At 71.9% G+C, this 21,305-nt stretch carries 17 protein-coding genes; 11 read left to right on the top strand and 6 right to left on the bottom strand.

Annotation, left to right across the window (positions count from 1 at the left end; genetic code table 11):
• Nucleotides 1–2 precede the first annotated feature (2 nt).
• From miaB to dapF, 4 genes are all read left to right on the top strand, one after another.
• Nucleotides 3–1,580, top strand: a complete 1,578-nt coding sequence (gene miaB / locus D1J51_RS01710) for a tRNA (N6-isopentenyl adenosine(37)-C2)-methylthiotransferase MiaB (RefSeq protein WP_119073429.1) — start codon at nt 3–5, stop codon at nt 1,578–1,580.
• On the top strand, nt 1,573–2,490 hold the full coding sequence (gene miaA, locus D1J51_RS01715) for a tRNA (adenosine(37)-N6)-dimethylallyltransferase MiaA (RefSeq protein WP_119073430.1): 918 nt from the start codon (nt 1,573–1,575) through the stop codon (nt 2,488–2,490). The genes miaB and miaA overlap by 8 nt, the downstream gene beginning before the upstream one ends.
• Before the next feature lie 63 nt (nt 2,491–2,553).
• On the top strand, nt 2,554–3,885 hold the full coding sequence (locus D1J51_RS01720) for a GNAT family N-acetyltransferase (protein ID WP_119073431.1): 1,332 nt from the start codon (nt 2,554–2,556) through the stop codon (nt 3,883–3,885).
• A 48-nt stretch (nt 3,886–3,933) separates the two neighbouring features.
• The gene (dapF, locus tag D1J51_RS01725; protein ID WP_119073432.1) at nt 3,934–4,809 is read left to right on the top strand and encodes a diaminopimelate epimerase; all 876 of its coding nucleotides are present in this window, start codon (nt 3,934–3,936) and stop codon (nt 4,807–4,809) included.
• A gap of 179 nt (nt 4,810–4,988) precedes the next feature.
• On the opposite strand, the gene D1J51_RS01730 is transcribed toward dapF, so the two are convergent.
• A complete protein-coding gene (locus D1J51_RS01730; RefSeq protein WP_119073433.1) occupies nt 4,989–6,035 on the bottom strand; it encodes an Lrp/AsnC family transcriptional regulator in 1,047 nt (348 codons plus the stop codon).
• 137 nt (nt 6,036–6,172) lie between these two features.
• Between D1J51_RS01730 and D1J51_RS17775 the strand changes: the two genes are divergently transcribed.
• The gene (locus D1J51_RS17775; protein WP_162903606.1) at nt 6,173–7,576 is read left to right on the top strand and encodes an MFS transporter; all 1,404 of its coding nucleotides are present in this window, start codon (nt 6,173–6,175) and stop codon (nt 7,574–7,576) included.
• Nucleotides 7,573–8,730 (top strand): amidohydrolase, encoded by a 1,158-nt coding sequence (locus D1J51_RS17780; RefSeq protein ID WP_162903607.1) that lies wholly within the window; start codon nt 7,573–7,575, stop codon nt 8,728–8,730. Before D1J51_RS17775 ends, D1J51_RS17780 begins: the two co-directional genes overlap by 4 nt.
• A 33-nt stretch (nt 8,731–8,763) precedes the next feature.
• Here D1J51_RS17780 and D1J51_RS01740 read toward each other — a convergent pair whose 3' ends face one another.
• Nucleotides 8,764–9,378 (bottom strand): class I SAM-dependent methyltransferase, encoded by a 615-nt coding sequence (locus tag D1J51_RS01740; protein WP_119073434.1) that lies wholly within the window; start codon nt 9,376–9,378, stop codon nt 8,764–8,766.
• A 124-nt stretch (nt 9,379–9,502) separates the two neighbouring features.
• Between D1J51_RS01740 and hflX the strand changes: the two genes are divergently transcribed.
• Nucleotides 9,503–11,107: a GTPase HflX gene (hflX, locus tag D1J51_RS01745; protein WP_119073435.1), complete on the top strand. Its 1,605-nt coding sequence runs from the start codon at nt 9,503–9,505 to the stop codon at nt 11,105–11,107.
• 37 nt (nt 11,108–11,144) lie between these two features.
• Here hflX and lipA read toward each other — a convergent pair whose 3' ends face one another.
• Nucleotides 11,145–12,107, bottom strand: a complete 963-nt coding sequence (lipA, locus tag D1J51_RS01750) for a lipoyl synthase (protein WP_240422781.1) — start codon at nt 12,105–12,107, stop codon at nt 11,145–11,147.
• A 113-nt stretch (nt 12,108–12,220) separates the two neighbouring features.
• On the bottom strand, nt 12,221–12,940 hold the full coding sequence (gene lipB / locus D1J51_RS01755; protein WP_119073436.1) for a lipoyl(octanoyl) transferase LipB: 720 nt from the start codon (nt 12,938–12,940) through the stop codon (nt 12,221–12,223).
• 188 nt (nt 12,941–13,128) lie between these two features.
• Between lipB and metE the strand changes: the two genes are divergently transcribed.
• From metE to D1J51_RS01770, 3 genes are read left to right on the top strand one after another with little or no spacing between them, the layout of a single operon-like run.
• Nucleotides 13,129–15,486 carry a 5-methyltetrahydropteroyltriglutamate--homocysteine S-methyltransferase gene (gene metE / locus D1J51_RS01760; protein ID WP_119073437.1) on the top strand — a complete coding sequence of 786 codons (2,358 nt, stop codon included), beginning with the start codon at nt 13,129–13,131 and terminating at the stop codon, nt 15,484–15,486.
• A complete protein-coding gene (locus D1J51_RS01765; protein ID WP_240422755.1) occupies nt 15,483–16,772 on the top strand; it encodes a uroporphyrinogen decarboxylase/cobalamine-independent methonine synthase family protein in 1,290 nt (429 codons plus the stop codon). The genes metE and D1J51_RS01765 overlap by 4 nt, the downstream gene beginning before the upstream one ends.
• Nucleotides 16,769–17,674 carry a methylenetetrahydrofolate reductase gene (locus tag D1J51_RS01770; RefSeq protein WP_119073438.1) on the top strand — a complete coding sequence of 302 codons (906 nt, stop codon included), beginning with the start codon at nt 16,769–16,771 and terminating at the stop codon, nt 17,672–17,674. Before D1J51_RS01765 ends, D1J51_RS01770 begins: the two co-directional genes overlap by 4 nt.
• Nucleotides 17,675–17,819: 145 nt before the next feature.
• Here D1J51_RS01770 and phoA read toward each other — a convergent pair whose 3' ends face one another.
• Both phoA and lexA read right to left on the bottom strand, forming a co-directional pair.
• Nucleotides 17,820–19,706 (bottom strand): alkaline phosphatase, encoded by a 1,887-nt coding sequence (gene phoA / locus D1J51_RS01775; RefSeq protein WP_162903608.1) that lies wholly within the window; start codon nt 19,704–19,706, stop codon nt 17,820–17,822.
• Between the two features lie 182 nt (nt 19,707–19,888).
• Complete coding sequence (lexA, locus tag D1J51_RS01780) at nt 19,889–20,554, bottom strand: transcriptional repressor LexA (RefSeq protein ID WP_119073439.1); 666 nt, start codon at nt 20,552–20,554, stop codon at nt 19,889–19,891.
• 249 nt (nt 20,555–20,803) lie between these two features.
• Here lexA and D1J51_RS01785 point away from each other — a divergent pair, with 249 nt between their 5' ends.
• Complete coding sequence (locus D1J51_RS01785) at nt 20,804–21,226, top strand: LysM peptidoglycan-binding domain-containing protein (RefSeq protein WP_240422757.1); 423 nt, start codon at nt 20,804–20,806, stop codon at nt 21,224–21,226.
• Nucleotides 21,227–21,305 lie beyond the last annotated feature (79 nt).

A 21,305-nucleotide genomic window follows, 5' to 3' on the forward strand; every position in this document is an offset into this window, starting at 1 on the left:
CCATGAGTCTCGCAACAGCCGGCCCCACCGTGATCGCGCCGTCACCCGCAGCTCTCCGGCCCGACGGGAGTCCCCGCAGCTACACGGTGCGCACCCTGGGGTGCCAGATGAACGTGCATGACTCCGAGCGCATGTCCGGCTCCCTCGAGGCGGCCGGATACGTCTCTGCCGACGATCCCGAGTTCGCCGACGTGGTGGTCATCAACACGTGCGCCGTGCGGGAGAACGCCGCCAACCGGCTCTACGGCAATCTCGGCCATCTGGCGGGAGTCAAGCGCGAGCGCGAGGGCATGCAGATCGCGGTCGGCGGCTGCCTCGCGCAGAAGGATCAGGGCGTCATCGTGGAGAAGGCCCCGTGGGTCGACGTGGTCTTCGGCACGCACAACATGGGCTCGCTGCCGCAGCTGCTCGAACGAGCCAGGCACAATGCGGAGGCGCAGGTCGAGATCCTCGAGGCGCTCGAGGTGTTCCCGTCGACGCTGCCCACGAAGCGCGACTCCGCGTCGAGCGGCTGGGTGTCGATCTCGGTCGGCTGCAACAACACCTGCACCTTCTGCATCGTGCCCTCGCTGCGCGGCAAGGAGAAGGATCGCCGCCCGGGCGACATCCTGGCAGAGGTTCAGGCGCTCGTGGACGACGGGGCCATCGAGGTCACGCTCCTGGGGCAGAACGTCAACACCTACGGGGTCGAGTTCGGCGACCGCCAGGCCTTCGGCAAGCTGCTGCGCGCCATGGGCGGGATCGAGGGGCTCGAGCGCGTGCGCTTCACGAGCCCCCACCCCGCAGCGTTCACCGACGACGTGATCGCGGCGATGGCCGAGACCCCCAACGCGATGCCGCAGCTGCACATGCCGCTCCAGTCGGGCTCGGACTCGATCCTCAGGGCCATGCGCCGCTCCTACCGGTCGAAGAGATTCCTGGGCATCCTCGACGCCGTGCGGGAGCGCATCCCGCACGCCGCCATCACGACCGACATCATCGTCGGCTTCCCGGGCGAGACCGACGAGGACTTCGAGGACACGCTGCGCGTGGTCGAGCAGTCGCGCTTCTCGAGCGCCTTCACCTTCCAGTACTCGATCCGGCCGGGCACGCCCGCCGCGACCATGGAGCATCAGGTCCCCAAGCAGGTCGTGCAGGAGCGCTACGAGCGGCTCATGGATCTGCAGGAGCGCATCTCGCTCGAGGAGAACCGGGCGCAGATCGGCCGCACCGTCGAGGTGCTCGTGTCGGCGGGCGAGGGCAAGAAGGACGCCGAGACCCGACGGCTCTCGGGCCGGGCCGAGGACAACCGCCTGGTGCACTTCGCGGTGCCTCGGGGAGCCGAGGAGCCGCGGCCCGGCGACGTGGTGACCGTACCGGTGACGGCCGCCGCCCCGCACTTCCTCATCGCCGATGCCGACGCCCCGACCGCCGCAGCCGGAGGAGGCGACGGAAGGGGCGGTTACGCCGTGCGGCGCACGCGCGCCGGCGATGCGTGGGATCGGCGCCGGGCCGACAGCTGCGGCGTGCCCGCGCCGCCGACCGGCGAAGCTCCGCTGGCGGTGAGCCTGGGGCTGCCGACCATTCGCACCCGTGACTGAGACCGGGTCGCGGCCCCGCCTCTGGGCGATCGTCGGCGCGACCGGCACCGGCAAGTCGGCGCTCTCACTCGCTCTCGCCCAGCGCCTCGCCGCGACCGGTCGCCCCGCCGAGATCGTCAACGCCGACGCGATGCAGCTCTACCGCGGCATGGACATCGGTACGGCCAAGCTCTCCGTCGCGCAGCGGCGGGGGATCCCGCACCACCTCTTCGACGTGCTCGAGCCGAGCGAGGAGGCGGCCGTCGCCCGGTACCAGCCCGCGGCTCGCTCCGTCATCGAGCAGATCCGCGCGCGCGGCGCCGATGCGATCCTGGTAGGAGGGTCGGGTCTCTACGTGTCGAGTGTCGTCTTCGATTTCGCGTTCCCGCCTCGGGACGACGCGCTGCGCGCGCGGCTCGAAGCAGAACTCGACGAGAGCGGCGTCGATCCGCTGCTCGCGCGGCTCAGGGAGCTCGCCCCCGCAACGGCCGCGGCCGTCGACGCCCGCAATCCGCGCCGCGTCGTGCGCGCCCTCGAGGTCGCCATGATCGGCGGTGACGCGCGCGTGACCCTGCCCGAGAAGCCCGCCCTGTGGTGCGCCGAGACCGCCGTTGTCGGACTGCACTGCGAGCGCTCGACCCTCGTCGAGCGCCTCGACGGACGCGTCGAGCAGATGTGGGCGGACGGGCTGCTCGACGAGGTGCGCGGGCTGATCCCGAACGGCCTCGAGAGCGGGAAGACCGCGAGCCGCGCCATCGGTTATGCGCAGGCGCTCGCCGAGCTGCGCGGCGACGCGACCCGCGCCGATGCGATCGCCGAGACGCAGGCGCTCACCCGGCGCTACGCGCGCCGACAGGTGAGCTGGTTCAAGCGCTACCCGGGCATCACCTGGATCGGCGGGCAGGATCTGCACAGGCTGGACCTCGGCTGAGCGCCGGGGGCCGCGCCACCCGTCGAATCCCGAACGGCAGCCCGTGGCCCATAGGCTGGAGTCATGATTCAGCCGGACGTACGAACCGTGGAACTGGACCGGATCTCCCGCGAGCGGCTCCGATCGGCAGGCCTCGACTACCGTCGGGTCGACCCGTCCGACGAGGCGGGGTTCGACGGCTTCATCCGGGCGGTCGCTCGAGGCTTCATCGAGGATGAGCCCGCCGAGAGGGTGGTCGCGGGCTCCCGGCCCGGTCAAGTGGGGCGCCGCATGATCGGCGTCTACGACGAGACGAGTCCGCAGGCCGAGCTGCCGGTGGCCACGGTCGGCTCCTGGATCGCGCCCCTGACCGTTCCGGGCGGCGAGCTGCCCATGTGGGCGGTCAGCGAGGTCACGGTGGCGCCGACGCATCGCCGCCGGGGGATCGCTCGCGCCATGCTCGAGGGGGAACTGCGGGCCGCGGCCTCGGCCGGTGTTCCCATGGCCGGGCTCACGGCGTCGGAGGCGACCATCTACGGGCGCTACGGTTTCGGGCCTGCCACCTGGCACGCCCGCTGGACCGTCGACACCCGCAGGGCGGGGTGGGCGGGTGCCGAGCCGAGCGGCTCGCTGCAGTACCTCGACCGGGAGGCCACCGCCGAGGCGCTCGGGCGGCTTCACGAGCGCACGCGCCACGCGCGCATCGGTGAGATCGCGGGCTGGCCGGTCCGCTGGCGGCAGCTCTCGGGGGCGAAGCCGGGGGAGCCGCACGGGGAAGGCGTTCGCGGGGTGCGCTACCTCGATGCCGCCGGTGAGATGCGCGGGGCGATGGTCTTCCGCATCGCGGGGTCCGAGGCCGACTGGGCGCGTTCGCGCCTCGAGATCCGCCACCTGATCGGCGAGACGGCCGAGGCGCGCGCGGCGCTGTGGCGGTTCGCGCTGCAGCACGATCTCGTCGGCACCGTCGCAGCCGGATCCCGACCGGTCGACGAGCCGCTGCCGTGGCTGCTCGCGGATGCGCGGGCCGCGACCCGGACGGTCGAGGATCACGGCTGGCTGCGCATCCTCGACCTGCCGGCCGTGCTCGCGGTTCGCCGGCTCGCGGCGCCGCTCGATATCGTGCTGCGGGTCGCGGACCCGCTCGGCTTCGCCGACGGAGCGTGGCGGGTGGAGAGCGCGGCCGACGGCACCTGCCGCGCTGTCTCCGCCGGGGGCGCCCCCGGCACCCCCGGTACCACCGGCGCCGAGGCCGACATCGAGATCGGAGTGGCCGAGCTGTCGTCGCTCTACCTCGGCGGCGTCGCGGCTCGCTCGCTCGCGGAGGCCGGGCGGCTGCGGGGCGACGCCTGCGCCGTCGCGCAGCTCGACGCGGCGCTGCGGATCGATGAGGAGCCCTTCCTCAGCATCATGTACTGAGCGCGGGACCGGGGCCGGCCGCCGCTTGCCGTCCCGTAAACTGGAGCAATGACCACGCTCTCATTCGCCAAGGGCCAGGGCACGGGCAACGACTTCGTGCTCTTCACCGACTCGGAGGGCGAGCGCCCGCTCACCCCCGAGCAGATCAGGTTCCTCTGCGACCGCCGCTTCGGGGTCGGCGCGAACGGCGTCATCCGGGCGGTGCGCTCGCGGGCGATCCCGGAGGGGGCCGCGATCCTCGACGTCGAGCCCGAGGCGGAGTGGTTCATGGACTACTGGAACGCCGACGGCACTCCCGCCGAGATGTGCGGCAACGGGATCCGCGTCTACGCGCACTATCTGATCGCCGAGGGGCTCGTCGCGCCCGAGCGCCGCGACACCCTGCCCATCGGCACCCGCGCCGGGGTGAAGGACGTGCTCGCGGGCGTCTCGGGCTACACGGTGGACCTGGGGCGCTGGCGGCTCGCCGAGGAACGGCTGGTCTCGGCTCACGGGCTCGAGGTGGCTCGCCCCGGCCTGGGTCTCGATCTCGGCAACCCGCACGTCGTCACCGCGCTCGCGCACGTGGGCGAGCTCGAGGGCCTCGACCTCACGCGGGCGCCCTCGCTCGATCCCGCGCCCGCCGGGGGCGCCAATGTGGAGTTCGTGGTCCCCGAGGATCCGCTGGTGCAGGACGGCATCGCCTGCATTCGCATGCGCGTGCACGAGCGCGGGGTGGGGGAGACGCTCTCCTGCGGCACGGGCACGGCCGCGGCGGCGCTCGCCTTCCGGTACTGGGGCGGCGAGGGCATGCCCAACCACTGGCGCGTCGACGTCCCGGGCGGGCGCCTGGCGGTGCGCATGTTCGCCACGGAGGAGGGCGAGCACGTCTCGCTCAGCGGCCCCGCCGAGCTCGTCTACCGCGGGGAGATCGAGCTGCCGTAGCGGGCGGCCCCGGTGCGCGCTGGCGCAGAGGCTTGCCTTCCGGTCGTCCTGCGTCAGGCGAGTCGCGGGATTCACGCGTCTGGATCCTGCGACTGCGCGCAGGATGACGGGTGACAGGGCGAGCGTGCGGTTCCGGTCGTTCTGCGCGCGGGATGACGAGGGATGCCCGCGGTCGAGGGCTACGCGCGGTCCACGAGGGTGAGGGGCACCCGGCCCCGGTTTCGACCGTGCTCGTCCAGCAGCACGCCCACCCGCTTCACCGTGGAGAGCTCGATGTGGCGTCCGACGACTCGAGTTCCCGGAGCGAGGCCGGTGACCGTGATCTCGCAGGCGTGGAGCTCGGCGAAGGTCTGCAGCCAGAGCGTGACGAGCAGATTCGCCTGCCCCACCACTTCGGCGCAGACGCGGCAGTCGAGCCGCCCGCTGAACCAGCGCCCCACGGATTCGAGGTGTGCCGCGGGAACGTCGAGCAGGAGCGTGATGCCGCGTCGCCCCTGCTTCAGCGGAGCGGCCGCGTCGCAGCGGAGGGAGAACGCTCCCGCCGCCAGCAGGCTCTCCACTCGACGTCGGGCGGTGGCCGGCGCGACGCCGCACCGCTCCCCGAGCTCGGTCCAGCTCATCCGCCCGTCGACGCCGAGTGCGTCGATGAGCCCGGCATCGATCGAGTCGCGCACGGGTGACGCGGCTCGGCCGCCGACCCCCTCGCCGATCTGCCGGGCCTTCCCCCGTTCGATCGCCCCGGCGCGCCACCGGGTGGCGTCTCGGTGCAGTCGAGTCGCCACCATCGCTTCGCGCTGAATGACCTCCTCGGCGATGTCTCCGCCGCGGGAGAGCAGCCCGGTCAGGTCGGCGGCGGTCGGGGTGAGGCAGTCCACGAGCAGATCGTGCGTGCCGGCGATCTGCGAGATGGTGCCGAACATCGGCTCCGCTCTCAGGCCCTCGAGCACTGCGGGGATGCGGCCGGGCTTCACGCTGAGCAGCACGAAGGCCGTGGAACCGCTGTCGAGGTGATGCGCTCCAGGGGCCGTCGTCACCCACGCGAGCCCCGCCTGAACGAGCGCCTGCCAGCGTCGCGAGAGCGTGGAGGGGGCCACGTCGAGCACCTCGCCGAGCCGGTACCAGCTCGCGCGAGGGTCGATCTGCAGCGCGTTGATGAGCTCCAGATCGGATTCGGAGAGGTTGGCAGAATCGTGCAGAATCTGCTCGTTGACTTCTGATTCGTGCATTCTAGAAGAATATCCTGCGGTCGTTCATACGCTGATGCTGCTTCGCACGATGTGCGTTGAGCCGCAGAGCCGCGGCTACACCCCGTTCAAGGACTCTTATGACCGCACAGACCTCCCAGCTACGATCCGATTCACGGGTGCCTTCGATCGTGTTGATCATCCTCGCCATGGGCGTCGTCGAGATGCTCAGCGGCGTGACGCAGGGCTACCTCCCGCCGTTGCTGCCGGCGCTGGGGCCGGTGATCGGGATCGACGACCCCGGCATCAACGGCCTCTTCCTGATCTCCAACGTGTCGTTCGCGGTGATGACGCCGATCGTGTCTCGGCTCGGAGACAGCTACGGCTATCGCCTGGTGCTGCGCTGGTCGACCGTCGCGGTCTCCATCGGCGCGCTCGCGATGGCCGTGGCGCCCTCGCTGATCACCATCACCATCGGGATCGTTCTGCTCACCTGCGTGGTGGGCTTCATCCCGCTGATGATGGGGATCCTCCGCACGACCAGTCCCGCGCACACCCGGAACGGCGTCAGCGTGATGATCGGCGTGCTCATGATCACCGTCGGGTTCGGTGGTCTCATCGCCGGCCTCGTCGGAGCAGAGGACCCGCAACGCGGCCTCTGGATCGCCGTGCCGATCGCCGTGCTCTCCCTGGCGGCCACCTTCGTGCTCCCCGACGCCGGCACGCCGACCCGTCAGCCGCTAGCGGTGCTCCCGCTCGCCACCTGCTCGCTCGGGTTGATCGGTTTCGTCGTGGCCCTGGCGATGGGGCCCGAGTGGGGCTGGTTCGACGTGCGCACGCTGGGATCCGGCATCCTGGGCGTCGCGCTGCTGACGATCTGGGTCTGGATCGACAGCCGCAAGACCGCCAAGCGCCGCACCTTCCTGGACCTCTCGATGCTCCGGATCCCTCAGATCCGCTCCATCACGGTTTCGACCTTCTTCTTCGGCTTCGCGACGATCAGCTACTTCGGCACGAACGGCATCTTCCTCCACGCGGACCCCCAGGAGGTCGGCTACGGCTTCGGCCTCTCGCCGTTCGGGGTGGCCACGGTGCTCGCGCTCACCTCGATCGCCTCGCTGCTCTCCTCCCTCGTCACGGTCAGGATGATGTCCGTCATCGGGGAGAACATCACCATGCTGGTCGCGGGCGTGATCCTCGCCGCGGGGTTCTCAACGATCCTGTTCGGACACCGCAGCTTCGTGCTCTACTGCCTCGGCTTCACCCTGTTCAACGTGTCGCTCGGCATGTACCAGGCCGCGACCAGAGCCCTCTCGGTCGAGGGGGTGCCGATCCACCAGACGTCATCGGCCGCGGGTCTCAACGAGCTCGCGCTTTCCGTGGGCATCGCGGTCGGCGCGGCGATGATCCGCATGATCTCGGCCGCGTCGGTCACCGAAGCGGGCAAGATCTCCGAGGGCGGCCTCTGGGCCATCTGGGTGGTGCTCGCCGTGGCCGCGCTCTGCGCCGGGATCGCCGGCTTCAGCTACCGTCGCCCGCAGTACCGGGTCAGCGCCACCGGAACCATCGGGGTGACGGAGTGAAGCCGGGCTCGCGCGGTGAACTGAGGGCCCGGATCGCGGCCACCGTCGAGGCGCGCGCCCCGCAGCTGATCCGGCTCAGCCATGAACTGCACGGCGATCCCGAACTCGGCGGCGAGGAGCACCGTGCGAAGCACCGCATCGCGCAGCAGCTCGCCGACGCGGGTTTCGTCTGCGACGAACGGCAGCCGTCGGCGCCGACAGCGCTTGCGGTGCGGCGCGGAAACGGCGCTCTCACCGTCGTGTGCTGCATCGAGGTCGACGCGCTTCCCGATATCGGCCACGCCTGCGGACACAACGTCAACGCCGCGGCCGCGCTGGGCGCGGCGCTCGCACTGGCCGACATCGCCGAGGAAGCCGACCTGACCGTATCGGCGCTCGTGACCCCGGCTGAAGAGACGAGCGGCGGCAAGATCGATCTCATCCGCGAGGGATTCCTCGACGGCGCGCATATCGCGCTCATGGCGCATGCGTCGGGATCGGACTCCGTGGGGAACTCGTCCCTGGCGATGACGATGTGGTCGTTCGAGTACACCGGTCGCGCCGCCCACTGCGCCGCGGCCCCGTCGGAGGGCGTCAACGCGCTCGACGCGGCGGTCATCGCGCAGACCTCGATCGCGCTGGCGCGGCAGCAGCTGCCGAGCGGTTCGATCGTCTCGGTCGTGATCGATGAGGGCGGATCCGCCGTGAACGTGATCCCCGAGCGCACACGCGGGCGCGTCGAGATGCGGGCCCCGACCCGCGAGGCGCTGGAGACGATCACGGCGCGGATCCGGAAGTGCCTGCAGGCCGGCGCTCTCGCGACCGACTGCGCGCTCGACATCGCCGAGCCGGGGAACAGCTTCTCCCAGCTCGAACAGGACGAGGCGCTGTGCCTCGCGTATCAGGAGGCGATGGTGGATCGGGGCAGAACCGTGGCCTTCAGCCGTCAGGCGGTCGCCTCGACGGATTTCGGCAACGTCTCTCTGATCGTGCCGAGTCTGCACCCGATGATCGGATACGAGGTGGGCGGGGCCGCTCACCACACCGCGGAGTTCGCCGCCCACGGCAGCTCGGAGTCGGCGGATCGAGCGGTGCAGGATGCGGCGTACGGTCTGGCCGTGGCCGCGCTCTCCGTGGCCTCCGACCCGGTCGAGCGAGAGCGACTGCTCCGATAACCGGCGCCGGGCGCCCGTCCCGCCGGGGCGCCCTCAGCGCTGCGCGCGGATCACGTGGAAGCCCTTGTCCCGGGCGGCGCGATCCACCGTCAGCTCCGGGAACTCCGCGCCGATCCAGCGCTGCAGCGAGTCGGCGCCGAGATGCTTAGCCACGACGAGGTGAGCCGCCCCGCCGTCGACGAGCCGGGGCAGCCATCGGCGCAGGATCCCGTGCAGCACCTCCTTGCCCACCCGGATCGGGGGATTCGAGCGGATGCCCGCGAACCGGAGCTCGTCCGGGACCTCCTCCGGCGCGCGGACGAGCACGTTCGCGAGGCCGAGGCGCGCCGCGTTCTCCCGGGTGAGCTCTCTGGAGCGCTCGTTGACGTCGATGGCCCAGACCTCCCGTCCGGGGGTCTCGAGGGCCGCGGAGAGCGCGATCGGCCCCCAGCCGCAGCCGATGTCGAGGATCGGGCCCGATCCCTCGCCGGCCGGCCCCGACTCGCGCTCGAGCGCGCGCAGCAGCACGGCCGTGCCGCGGTCCAGGTGCTCCGGGCTGAAGACTCCGCCCGCGGTCGTCACGGTGCGGGGCGCGCCCGCCAGCACCACCTCGATCTCGCGGGGCCGGTACTCGCCCGAGGGCGTCTCCGAGAAGTAGTGCTGCGTCACCCCTCCAGTATTCCAGTTGACGCCGCGCCGGGTGCGCCGGGTGCACCGGGGATCCGGGTGGCCGATCCCGCTCTCGGCGAACGGCCGACACGCCCGGGATGATCCGGCGTACACTGGAGGCCAGATGACGAAATCCTTCTCAGACGATTCAGACCTCACGTTCGACGCCGACGAGTTCGACGCCGAATCCGTCGGCACCGGCGAGGAGGACGGCGGCACCTTCTCGGACCCGCTCGACCGGGTGCTCGCGCGCGCCGCGGGATTCGGATCCGCGACGGTGATCCGGGACCGCGGCACCGACCTGCTCGCGACCGGCGCTCAGGCGCTCGGCGACGAGGCGCACGACCGGCTCGCGGAGGATCTCGAGGCGATCCGCATGGAGCGCGAGGACCGCGCCTCGCTGGGGCGCGTCGCGGGGCTCTCGACCGAGCTCGAGGACGTGACGGAGGTCGAGTACCGGCAGCTGCGCCTCGAGAACGTCGTGCTCATCGGGGTCTACTCGCACGGACCGCTCGAGGACGCCGAGAACTCCCTGCGCGAACTCGCCGCGCTCGCCGAGACCGCCGGCGCACGCGTGCTCGACGGCCTCCTGCAGCGCCGCGGCACCCCCGATCCCAGCACCTACCTCGGCAAGGGCAAGGCGCAGGAGCTCGCGGAGCTCGTGGCCGCGCTCGGGGCCGACACGGTCGTCGCCGATACGGAGCTCGCGCCGTCCCAGCGCCGCGCGCTCGAGGACGTGGTGAAGGTCAAGGTGATCGACCGCACGGCCGTGATCCTCGACATCTTCAGCCAGCACGCCAAGAGCCGCGAGGGCAAGGCCCAGGTCGAGCTCGCGCAGCTCGAGTACCTGCTGCCGCGCCTGCGCGGCTGGGGCGAGTCGATGTCGCGCCAGGCCGGCGGCCAGGTCGGCTCGGGCGGCGCGGGCATGGGATCCCGCGGCCCCGGCGAGACCAAGATCGAACTGGACCGCCGCCGCATCCACAGCCGCATGTCGAAGCTGCGCGGGCAGATCGCCGGATTCGCCCCGGCTCGCGACGCCAAGCGCGCGGGCCGCAAGCGCGGGGAGGTGCCGTCGGTCGCGATCGCGGGATACACGAACGCGGGGAAGTCGTCGCTGCTGAACCGCCTGACCGGCACGCAGGAGCTGGTGCAGAATCAGCTCTTCGCCACGCTCGACACGGCCGTGCGCCAGGCCGAGACGGCCGACGGGCGCCGCTTCACCTACGCGGACACGGTCGGTTTCGTGCGCAATCTGCCGCACCAGCTCGTCGAGGCGTTCCGCTCCACCTTCGAGGAGGTGGGCGAAGCCGACGTGATCCTGCACGTGGTCGACGGATCCCACCCCGATCCCGAGGCGCAGCTGCGCACCGTGCGCGACGTGATAGCCGAGGTCGGCGCGCAGGGCATCCCGGAGCTCGTGGCCTTCAACAAGTCCGATCTGCTCGACGACTCGCAGCGCCTGGTGCTGCACGGGCTGGTGCCGGGCGCCGTGTTCGTCTCGGCGCGCACCGGCGAGGGGGTCGAGGAGCTGCGGCGGCGCATCGACGCGGCGCTGCCGGTTCCGGATCGCGAGGTCACCGCCGTGATCCCTTACGACCGCGGCGAGCTGGTGTCCGAGATGCACGAGCGCAACCGCGTGCTGTCGACGGAGTACGTCGAGGCGGGTACGCGCGTACGCGCGTACGTGACCGCGGAGATGCTCGCGAAGCTCGAGCCGTACGTGGCGTAGCCTCGCGCGCGGGCCGCGGCGTGCCGCGCGACCCGCGTCACACCGCCTGCGGGAACGACGCCGCGGTGCGCTCGGCGAGGTGCGCGAGGTGCTGCGGCACCTCGCGACCCAGCTTCGCCATGGTCTCGCCCCACAGCCGTCCGGCGCGGTAGGAGGAGCGGACGAGCGGCCCGGCGAGCACCCCCGCGAACCCCATGGCGCCGGCCTCGGCCTTCAGCTCGACGAACTCCTCGGGCCGCAGCCACCGGTCGACGGGGTGGTGGAGCTTCGAGGGGCGCAGGTACTGCGTGAGCGTGAGGATGTGGCAGCCCGCGTCGCGCAGATCCCGCATGGCGCCCGTGATCTCCTCGCGGGTCTCGCCCATCCCGAGGATCAGGTTGGACTTCGTGACCATGCCCGCCGCGACCGCCTGCGAGAGCACGCCGAGCGAGCGGTCGTAGCGGAAGCCGGGGCGGATCCGCCTGAAGATGCGGGGCACCGTCTCGAGGTTGTGGGCGAACACCTCGGGAGCGGCTTCGAAGACCCGCGCCAGATCCTCCGGACGGCCTCCGAGGTCGTCGGCGAGCACCTCGACGCCGGATCCGGGGTTGAGCTCGTGGATCTGGCGGATCGTCTCGGCGTACAGCCAGGCCCCGGTGTCGGGGAGGTCGTCGCGGGTGACGCCGGTGATGGTCGCATAGCGCAGGTTCATGGTGCGCACCGACTCCGCGACGCGGCGCGGTTCGTCGAGGTCGAGGGGCAGCGGCTTGCCCGAGGTGATCATGCAGAAGTCGCAGCGCCGGGTGCAGATGGAGCCGCCGATGAGGAACGTGGCCTCGCGATCCTCCCAGCACTCGTAGATGTTGGGGCAGCCGGCCTCCTGGCACACCGTGTGCAGCCCCTCGCGCTCCACCAGGCCGCGCAGCTCGGTGTATTCGGGGCCCGTCCGGGCCCGCGTCTTGATCCACTCGGGCTTGCGCTCGATCGGCACCTGCGCGTTGCGCGCCTCGATGCGCAGCAGCGGGCGGCCGTCGGGCCCGGCGGGGCGGGGCGGGGCGGGGCGCCCGGCCGCATCGGATCCCGCCTGCCGGGCCTCGAGCGCCTCGGACAGCGGCGTGCCGATGTTCCTCGCGCTCACGCGACGACCTCCTCGAGCGCGGCCAGGAGGCGGGGGAGCAGCACAGGGACCACGTCTGACGGGGTGACCGCCGTGCCGGCGAGGGTGCTGAGCGACGCGACGCCGGCGTCGGCGATGCCGCAGGGAACGAAGCGGGCGAAGGGCTCGAGTGAGTTGCTGCAGTTGAGCGCGAAGCCGTGGGTCATGAGCCGGTCCTTGGCGTGCAGCCCGATCTGCGCGTATTTCTCGTCGCCGGACGCGCCTCGCGCCCAGACGCCCGTGCGGCCCTCGACCCGGTATCCGCAGACGCCGAACTCGGAGGAGACGTCGATCAGCACACCCTCGAGGCGGCGGACGAAGTCGACGACTCCCACGCCGGGACGAAGCACGACGACGGGGTAGCCCACGAGCTGGCCCGGACCGTGCCAGGTGACGCGGCCCCCGCGGTCGACGGCGACCACCGGGCTGCCGTCGGTCGGATACTCGTCGGGCGTTGCGCGCCGCCCCGCCGTGTAGACGGGCTCGTGCTCCAGGAGCAGCACGGTGCCGCGGGCTTCCGAGGGGCGTTCGGGATCGCGCGCCCGGGCGCGCCGGGCCGCCTCGCGCTGCAGTCGCAGGCCCTCGTCGTAGGGGACGAAGCCGGGGTCGAGGCCCGCGATCGAGATCTCGACCCGCGGTGGCGCGGTCGGCGGGGACGACGGAGGCTGCGGTGCGGTGCGGGCGGTCTGGAAAGTCACCTCATCAGAATAGTTGTACTCGGATCAAGAAATCCAGTCGGCCGGTGCGCGCCCCGGACGAGGCCGTCCCCGCGACATATGCTGCAACATCCCGCGCCGGTGCCGGGCGGAGCGTGTAGCTTGGTCCCCGTTCCGCTGCGCCCGCCCCTGCTCGGGCGCGATCCCAGTTCCCGACGCGAAGGACCCGCATGCCCGCAACGACGCCCCTGCCCAACGCCACGATCCTCGGCTACCCTCGCCTCGGTCGCCGCCGCGAACTCAAGCGCGCCGTCGAGTCGTTCTGGAGGGGCGGCACGGGCGAGGCCGAACTGGCCGAGGCGGCCCGGGAGCTGCGAGCCGCCACCCGCGCGCGACTGGTCGAGCTCGGCCTGCCGGCCCGCGGCGGCGCCGTGCCCGAGAGCTTCAGCTTCTACGACCAGCTGCTCGACGCCACGCTGGCGCTCGGCGCGATCCCGGCCCGCTTCTCCGACGTGGAGGGCGGCGACCTCGCCGTCTACTTCGCGCTGGCCCGCGGCGACAAGGACCACCAGCCGCTCGAGATGACCAAGTGGTTCGACACGAACTACCACTACAGCGTGCCCGAGATCGACGAGCGCACGGCGTTCGCCGCGAACGCCGCCGCCCTCGTGGCGCCGATCGCCGAGGCCCGGGCGCAGGGCATCCAGTCCCGCCCGGTGCTCGTGGGTCCCATCACCTACCTGCTGCTGGCCAAGGCGTCCGACGAGGCGGGCGAGGGCTTCAGCCCGATCGACCGCCTCGACGACGCGCTCGCGGCCTACGCCTCTGTGCTCGAGTCGGTCGCCGAGGCCGGGGCCGACTGGGTGCAGCTCGACGAGCCGGCACTCGTCTCCGACTCGCTGCCGGTCCCGCGCGAGGAGACGCTCGCGCTCGTGGAGCGGGCCTACCGCGTGCTCGGCGCCGCCGGCAATCGGCCGTCGATCCTGCTCACCGCCCCGTACGGCGACTCCTCACGGGCGCTGACCCGCCTCGCCGCGCTTCCGGTCGAGGCGGTGCAGGCCGATCTCGTGCGCGGAGCGCTGCCGCAGGAGGAGCTCGCCTCGGGCGAGCTCGCGCGGGCCTTCGACGGCAAGCAGCTCGTCGCCGGCGTCGTCGACGGGCGCAACATCTGGCGCACCGATCTGCGCGCCGCCTTCGGGCTCGCCGCGCGGCTGCAGGACGCCGGCATCGACACGGTGATCGGCACCTCGAACAACCTGCAGCACGTGCCGCACGACGTGAACGACGAGTCGAAGCTCGACCCGCGCCTGAAGTCGTGGCTCGCCTTCGCCGATCAGAAGGTGGAGCAGGTGGCGATCCTGGCACGCGGACTCGCGGAGGGCGGCGCCGCCGACGGTGCGGCTGCGATCGAGGCCGAGCTGGCCGAGGTCGATCGGGTGCTGGCGGATCGCGCGGCAGCGCCCGGCGTGCGCGTCGACGGCGTGCGCAGCCGCGTCGCGGGCGTGACCGACGCCGACCGTCGCCGCGCCCCGGAGCAGCAGCGCCGCGAGGCCCAGCGCGCGCTCGGCATCCCGCAGCTGGCGACCACGACCATCGGATCCTTCCCGCAGACCTCCGAGATCCGCGGGGCGCGCGCCGCGTTCGCCCGCGGCGAGATCGACCAGCTGGCGTACGACGGCTTTCTGCGCGGGGAGATCGAGCGCGTCATCCGCCTGCAGGAGCAGATCGGGCTCGACGTGCTCGTGCACGGGGAGGCGGAGCGCAACGACATGGTGCAGTACTTCGCCGAGCACCTCGACGGCTTCGCGGTGACCGAGCACGGCTGGGTGCAGTCCTACGGCACTCGCGCGACCCGCCCGTCGATCCTGTGGGGCGACGTCTCGCGGCCCGCCCCCATCACCGTCGAGTGGTCCTCGTACGCCCAGTCGCTCAGCGAGAAGCCCGTCAAGGGCATGCTCACCGGGCCGGTCACGATTCTCGCCTGGTCGTTCGTGCGCGACGATCAGCCCCTCTCCGACACGGCCTCGCAGGTGGCACTCGCCCTGCGCGACGAGATCGGCGACCTCGTCGAGGCGGGCATCAGGATCGTGCAGGTCGACGAGCCGGCGCTGCGCGAGCTGCTGCCGCTCGACGCCGACCGCCAGGCGCCGTACCTCGACTGGTCGGTCGGCTCCTTCCGCCTCGCGACCTCGGGGGCCGCCCCCGAGGTGCAGATCCACACCCATCTCTGCTACTCGGAGTTCGGCGAGATCATCGACGCGGTCGACGGGCTCGACGCCGACGTCACGAGCATCGAGGCGGCGCGCAGCCGCATGGACGTGGTGGAGCCGCTCGGCGCGCACGGCTACTCGCGCGGGATCGGGCCGGGCGTCTACGACATCCACTCGCCCCGCGTGCCGAGCGTCGAGGAGCAGACCGAGCTCATCGGGATCGCGGCCTCCCGCATCCCGGGCGAGCAGCTGTGGGTCAACCCCGACTGCGGCCTCAAGACCCGCGGCTACGAGGAGACCGTGGCGAGCCTCACGAACCTCGTGCGGGCGGCGCGGGCCGTCCGCGAGGCCCGGCTGAGCGGCGCGGGGGTGGCGTGACCCTCCCGGGCTGCGGCGAGGCGAGCGGCGCGGCGCCGGGGGACGACCCCGGGGCCGCCGACCCCTGGCCCGCCGGCGGGCTCCCCACCGAGTCCGTCGGCTCTCTGCCGCGGCCCGCCCGCCTGCAGCGGGCGGTGCTCGACGCCGAGACCGGCCTCATCGCCCGGGCCGAGCTGCGGGCGGAGCAGGATCGCGCGGTGCGCGACACCCTCGAGCGGCTGACTGCGACCGGATCGCCGATCGTCGGCGACGGCGAGCAACGCCGGCAGAGCTTTGCGAGCTACCCGCTCGGCACCGAGGACGTGGAGGAGGGGCCGGTGTTCGCGGTGTTCGCCGACGGGCACCACCGGGTCATCCCGAGCCTCGCGCGGGCGCCCTTCGCCTTCCGCTCCTGGGCGGCGGACGACGTCGCGGCGGCGCGCGAGCTCACCGATCTCCCGCTGAAGCAGGCGGTCATCTCCCCGTCGATGCTCTCGCTCACGGTGCCCGCCGAGGGCCTCGCCGGGTATGCCCGCGAGGAGTTCCTCGACGACGTCGTGGCGGGCTGCGCCGAGGACATCCGTCGGTGCTTCGCAGCCGGCGCCTCGCGCGTCACGATCGACTTCACCGAGGGGCGGCTCGCGCTGCGCCGCGACGTGCGCGCCCCGTGGGCCGGTCCCGAGGCGCTCGGCGGATTCATCGAGCTCATCAACCGGGTGCTCGACCTGCTGCCCGACGCCGAGCGCGCCGCGGTCGGCGTGCACACCTGCCCCGGAAACGACAACGACTCGGCGCACAGCGCCGACGTCGACTACGCAGCGTTGATTCCCGAGCTCTTCCAGATCGAGGCGGGGTACTTCCTGGTGCAGGCGGCGAGCGAGGGCGACCCGGATCGGGTGGCCCGTCTCGTCGGGCGGCAGCTGCGCCACCGCTCACGAACGTCCGCCGCTGCGCCGCGCGTGCTGCTCGGCGTGACGAGCCCCGTGAACCCCAGGCTCGAGACCGCGGAGGAGATCCGGGAGCAGCTCGTGCGGGCGGCCCGGTTCGTTCCGGCGGAGCTGCTGGGTTCCACCGACGACTGCGGCTTCTCGCCGTACCTCATCGATGAGAAGCCCCGGCACGGATCCCCCGATTTCGCTCGCGAGGTCGCATTCGCGAAGATCGCGGCGCGGGTGAGGGGCACCGTGCTCGCGAGCGAGGAGCTGAGCGGGGGCGCTCCGGCGGAGCCGGTCTCCCACGCAGGACACGGCGCCGCCCGGGGGGCTTCCCGGCGTGAGCCCGCCCCGCGAGACGGGGGCCCGTCGTGAGCGCCGTGCTGCTGACGGGGAGCACCCCGACCCGGGCGAGGTTCTCCTTCGAGGTCTTCCCCGCCCGCAGCGGCGCCGCCGCGCTCGCGCTGGGGCACGCGGTGCAGCACCTCTCCGCGGCCGGCCCCGATTTCATCTCGGTGACCTACGGAGCCAACGGTTCGAATCGGGACGCCTCGCTCGACCTGCTCAGGTACCTGCGCGACCACACCGACGCGCTGCCGCTCGCGCACCTCACCACGGTGGGCGAGAGCCGCGAGGCGCTGCGCGAGACCATCCACCGCGTCATGGACGCCGGCGTGCACGACTTCCTCGCGCTGCGGGGGGACCCGCCTCGCGGGCTGAGCGAGGACGACCCGCGCGTCGCCGGCTCGCTCAGCTCGCTCGAACTCGCCGAACTGATCGCCGAGGCCCGCGCCGAACGGCCGCCGCTCACGAGTGTGGGGCGCACCGCGGTCGCGGCCTATCCGAACGGGCACCCGCTGTCGCGTTCGCGCGCCGAGGACATCGAGTGGCTCATCGCGAAGCAGGAGGCCGGGGCGCAGCTCGCCATCACGCAGCTGTTCTTCCGGGCGGAGGAGTACCTGTCGTTCGCGAGCGATGCGCGCACGGCGGGGCTCGCGATCCCGATCCTGCCCGGTCTCATGCCGGTGTCGACGAGCGCGCAGCTGCGCAAGGTCGCAGCCCTCGCCGGCCGGCCGGCGCCCGAGGGGCTCGAGGAGGAGATCGAGGAGCTCGGAGGATACGCGCCCGAGCTGGGCGTGGAGCACACCGTCGCGCTGGCGCGGGAACTGCTGGCGGGCGGCGCCCCGTCGATCCACCTCTACACGTTCAACCGGCACGAGCAGGTGCTCGCGGTGCTGCGCGAGCTGGCGCTGCTGACCCCCGATCCGGTGCGGTGAGAGGCCGCCGCCCCGGATCGGCGACCCGGCCGGGCGGCGCGCCACCGAGCGGCTCCGCTCGCGCTCGGGATCGCGAAGGCCCCGGAGGGGCGGCGCGGATCCGCACCGCCCCTCCGGGGCCCGGTCTCTTCGGGAGGCTCAGCCCCTAGAGATTCATGCCGACTCGGCGCCGCCTGGCGACGATCGCCGCGCCGCCGCCGAGCGCGAGCAGCGCGATGACGGCGAGCAGGATCGGCAGCTGCGCGCCCGTGGTCGCGAGCGGACCGCCGCCGCCGCCCGAGCCGCCGCCGGCGCCCGCGGGCGGATCCGAGGGCTGCTCGGGGCCCGGGGCCGGGGCGGGAGCCGGGGTCTCGACCACCGAGACGGCCGTGGAGAGGCTCGTGCCGGTCTTCGAGCCGGTCACCGTCACGGTCTGCTCGCCGAGGGTCTTCGGAGCGGTCACCGTGAAGGTCGCGGAGCCGTTCTTCACGTCCTGCTGTCCCAGAGCCTCCGAGCCGAGGGACGCACTGGCCTGCCAGTCGGCGTCCATGCCCTCGACGGCAACCGTGAACTCCTCGCCCGGTTTCACCTCCGAGGCGCTGGCGGAGATCGTGGCGTCAGCGCTCAGCGCCGGCAGATCCCGGTTGAGCCCGAGGGTGTTCGCGGAGATGAAGAACATGTCGGTCTGGTCGAGCAGGCCCACCACGTTCCCGGCGCCCGGCCCGTATCCGGCGACCCGTACCTGGGAGCCGGTGTGCTGCATCGAAGAACCCGGCTCGGCGTTGGTGTAGCCGACGATCATGGACTGGCCCTCCTGGGTGAGCAGGTTGACGCTCGCCCCGGGGGGCGTGCTGCCCAGGATCTGGCTGGTGTGCGCGTGGTCGGCGCTCACCAGCACCAGGGTGTCGCCGTTGGTCTTCGCGAAGTCGAGTGCCGACTGCACGGCTTCGTCGAGGTCGACGGTCTCGCCGATCTGGCCGCACGCGTTGGCCGCGTGATCCTGCTTGTCGATGCTCGCGCCCTCGACCTGGAGGAAGAAGCCCTTCTGGTTGTCGAGCAGGCCGATCGCCTTCGAGGTGAGCGAGCCGAGCGAGAGCCCCGTGTCGAGGCGCTCGGGGTTCGGCGTGCAGGCCTGCGGGGCGAGGTCGCCGCCGCCGACGGTGGCCTGGGGGCCCTGCCAGCGAACCGGGAAGTTGCCGTCGGCGAACAGGCCCAGCAGCGGCTGCTGCTGGTCGGCCGCGGTCACCGCGTTCAGACCCGCCGCGTCGTTCACCAGCTGGTATCCGCGCTCCTGAGCCTGCTCGACGAGCGTGCGGCCCTTCCACTGGCCGCCCTTCGCGGTCTGGTTGAAGCTTTCCGAGCCGCCCCCGAGGGTGACGTCGGGGCGCACGTTCAGCAGCTGCTCGCTGATCGATCCGAGGCCGCCGTTCTCGACCGCCTCCGGCGTGCACCGCTGGCTCGTCTCGTCCGGGCCGAAGCAGCCTCGCTGTGAGATGTGCGCGACCTCTGCGCCGGGGGTGGCGTCCTGGATCGCGGAGGTCGAGACGTTGCCGGTCTTCTTGCCGTTGGCCTTCGCCAGCTCGAGCAGAGTGGACTGCGGGTTGCCCGCGTAGTCGACGCTGAGGCTGCCGTCGACAGCCTTGGTGCCGGTCGACCAGGCGCTCGCGGTCGAGGCCGACTCCGAGGCGTAGTCGACGGTGCCGTCCTTGGTCACGGAGTAGGTCGAGTACTGGCCGGTGAGGGGGAGCGCGTCGATGCCGGCGAAGGACCCGGAGGCGCCCTGGGTGTAGTTGCGGGCCACCGTGATCTCGGAGTCGCCCATGCCGTCTCCGATGATCAGGATCACGTTCTTGGCGGGGCCGTCGACGAGCGCGTCGCGCAGCGCTTGGGTGCGGTCGCCGTCCAAGCGCGCCGCACCGCCGTTGTCGGTGATGCGGTCGCCCTCGACGGCGTTGGCGGGTGCGGCGAGCAGGAGCCCGGATCCCGCCATGAGCGCGGCCATGGCGAGCGCCGCGGCGGCGCGTGCGCCCCGTTTTCTGAGGTGTGCAGTCATGGTGTCGTGTGTGTCCTTCCGTGTGTCGCGTCTTCGGTGACAAGCGACAAGGTACCGAGGCCGTTCGAACGGCCGGGCTGCAATCGATGAACGACCGGTGGCGCGAACCTGTCGCTCGCCTGAACGATTCCGCTGCGCCGGCTGCCCGGACCTCGCGAAGGCGAAGCGGGGCTCCGGGGCCCTCAGACCGAGCGGAGCACCGCGACGACGCGCCCGAGCACCTCGGCGTGATCGCCGAGGATCGGCTCGAAGGCGCTGTTGCGGGGAAGCAGCCAGGTGTGGCCGTCGCGACGACGGAAGACCTTGACCGTGGCCTCGCCGTCGAGCATCGCGGCGACGATGTCGCCGTTCTCGGCCTCGCGCTGCTGGCGCACCACCACGAAGTCGCCGTCGCAGATGGCGGCGTCGATCATCGATTCGCCCACCACGCGCAGCATGAAGAGCTGACCGTCGCCGACCAGCTGCCGGGGGAGGGGCACGATCTCCTCGACCTGCTGGTCGGCGGTGATGGGTACGCCCGCGGCGATCTGACCGACGAGCGGTACGTAGGCGGCCTCCTCCGGCTGCTGCGCGGGGGAGTCGGAGATCGCGCCGCTGGTCTCGGCGAGCTCGACGAGGAGCTCGAGTGCACGCGGGCGGTTCGGATCGCGTCTGATGCACCCCGCGAGCTCGAGCCGGCTGAGCTGGTGGGTGACGCTGGAGAGCGAGGAGAGCCCGACGGCGTCGCCGATCTCGCGCATGCTCGGCGGATAGCCGCGGCTCTCGACGGAGCGTGCGATGTATTCCAGGATCGCCCGTTGCTTCTCGCTCAGGGGCTTCGCGGAAGGTTGCGCGGCTGCATTGCTCATCGCCGTCCTTTCTCGTCGCGGTTCGGGGAGCGGAATCCATGAATGTCGGTGGTTGCTGATTCAGTGATCCCGTTGCTCGAAACTTTAGCCGCTGAGTTCGAACACGGGCAAACACACGTTCGAGTGTCGCGGAAAAAAGCGGAACATGTGTTCGAATCCGGGGCTTGTGGTTTCGATGCATCGAATATATATTCGAAACACGTGTTCGCGCGGCGCAGCCGGCGGCATGGAGGAGAAGGGACACCACTCATGAGCGCACAGATGACTCTGGCCCCCCGAACGGGCGAGGGCGCCGCGGTTTCGGATGCTTCCGTCGCGGGGGCCCGCAGGCTGCGATTGACCCGTCGGGGACGGGTGGTGTTCGGCGGGGTGGCGACGGTGCTCGTCGCGGGCCTCCTCGCGTTCCTCGCAGCGATCGGGGCGCCCCGGGCGATCGCCTCCGATTCCGGGAGCAGCCAGCAGTTCCAGTACGTGGTGGTGCAGCCCGGCTCCTCGCTGTGGGAAGTGGCCACCCAGCTCGATCCCTCGGCCGATCCCCGTGATCTGGTCGCTGAGATCGTGCAGCTCAATCAGCTCGACGACTCCGGCGTCGTTGCCGGTCAGCCCCTCGCGGTGCCGATGCGCTATGCCGAGAGCCCGGTCACGGTACCGGAGGATCAGTTGGGCATCTAGGGGCCCGTGAGAGCGTGATCGGGAGGGAGTGGCCGGGGCGCTTTCTGCGGTGTGCGAGGCCTGTCGTGCCGCCGCGACT

It is taken from the genome of Leucobacter sp. wl10 (assembly GCF_003569785.1).
Taxonomy (GTDB): domain Bacteria; phylum Actinomycetota; class Actinomycetes; order Actinomycetales; family Microbacteriaceae; genus Leucobacter.

Excerpts from the sequence above, each read along its gene's own strand:
- lexA (WP_119073439.1), bottom strand. The coding sequence starts at position 20,554 with ATGAGCAATGCAGCCGCGCAACCTTCCGCGAAGCCCCTGAGCGAGAAG.
- D1J51_RS01730 (WP_119073433.1), bottom strand. The coding sequence starts at position 6,035 with ATGCACGAATCAGAAGTCAACGAGCAGATTCTGCACGATTCTGCCAAC.
- D1J51_RS01785 (WP_240422757.1), top strand. The coding sequence starts at position 20,804 with ATGAGCGCACAGATGACTCTGGCCCCCCGAACGGGCGAGGGCGCCGCG.
- D1J51_RS01720 (WP_119073431.1), top strand. The coding sequence starts at position 2,554 with ATGATTCAGCCGGACGTACGAACCGTGGAACTGGACCGGATCTCCCGC.
- phoA (WP_162903608.1), bottom strand. The coding sequence starts at position 19,706 with ATGACTGCACACCTCAGAAAACGGGGCGCACGCGCCGCCGCGGCGCTC.
- dapF (WP_119073432.1), top strand. The coding sequence starts at position 3,934 with ATGACCACGCTCTCATTCGCCAAGGGCCAGGGCACGGGCAACGACTTC.
- miaB (WP_119073429.1), top strand. The coding sequence starts at position 3 with ATGAGTCTCGCAACAGCCGGCCCCACCGTGATCGCGCCGTCACCCGCA.
- metE (WP_119073437.1), top strand. The coding sequence starts at position 13,129 with ATGCCCGCAACGACGCCCCTGCCCAACGCCACGATCCTCGGCTACCCT.
- hflX (WP_119073435.1), top strand. The coding sequence starts at position 9,503 with ATGACGAAATCCTTCTCAGACGATTCAGACCTCACGTTCGACGCCGAC.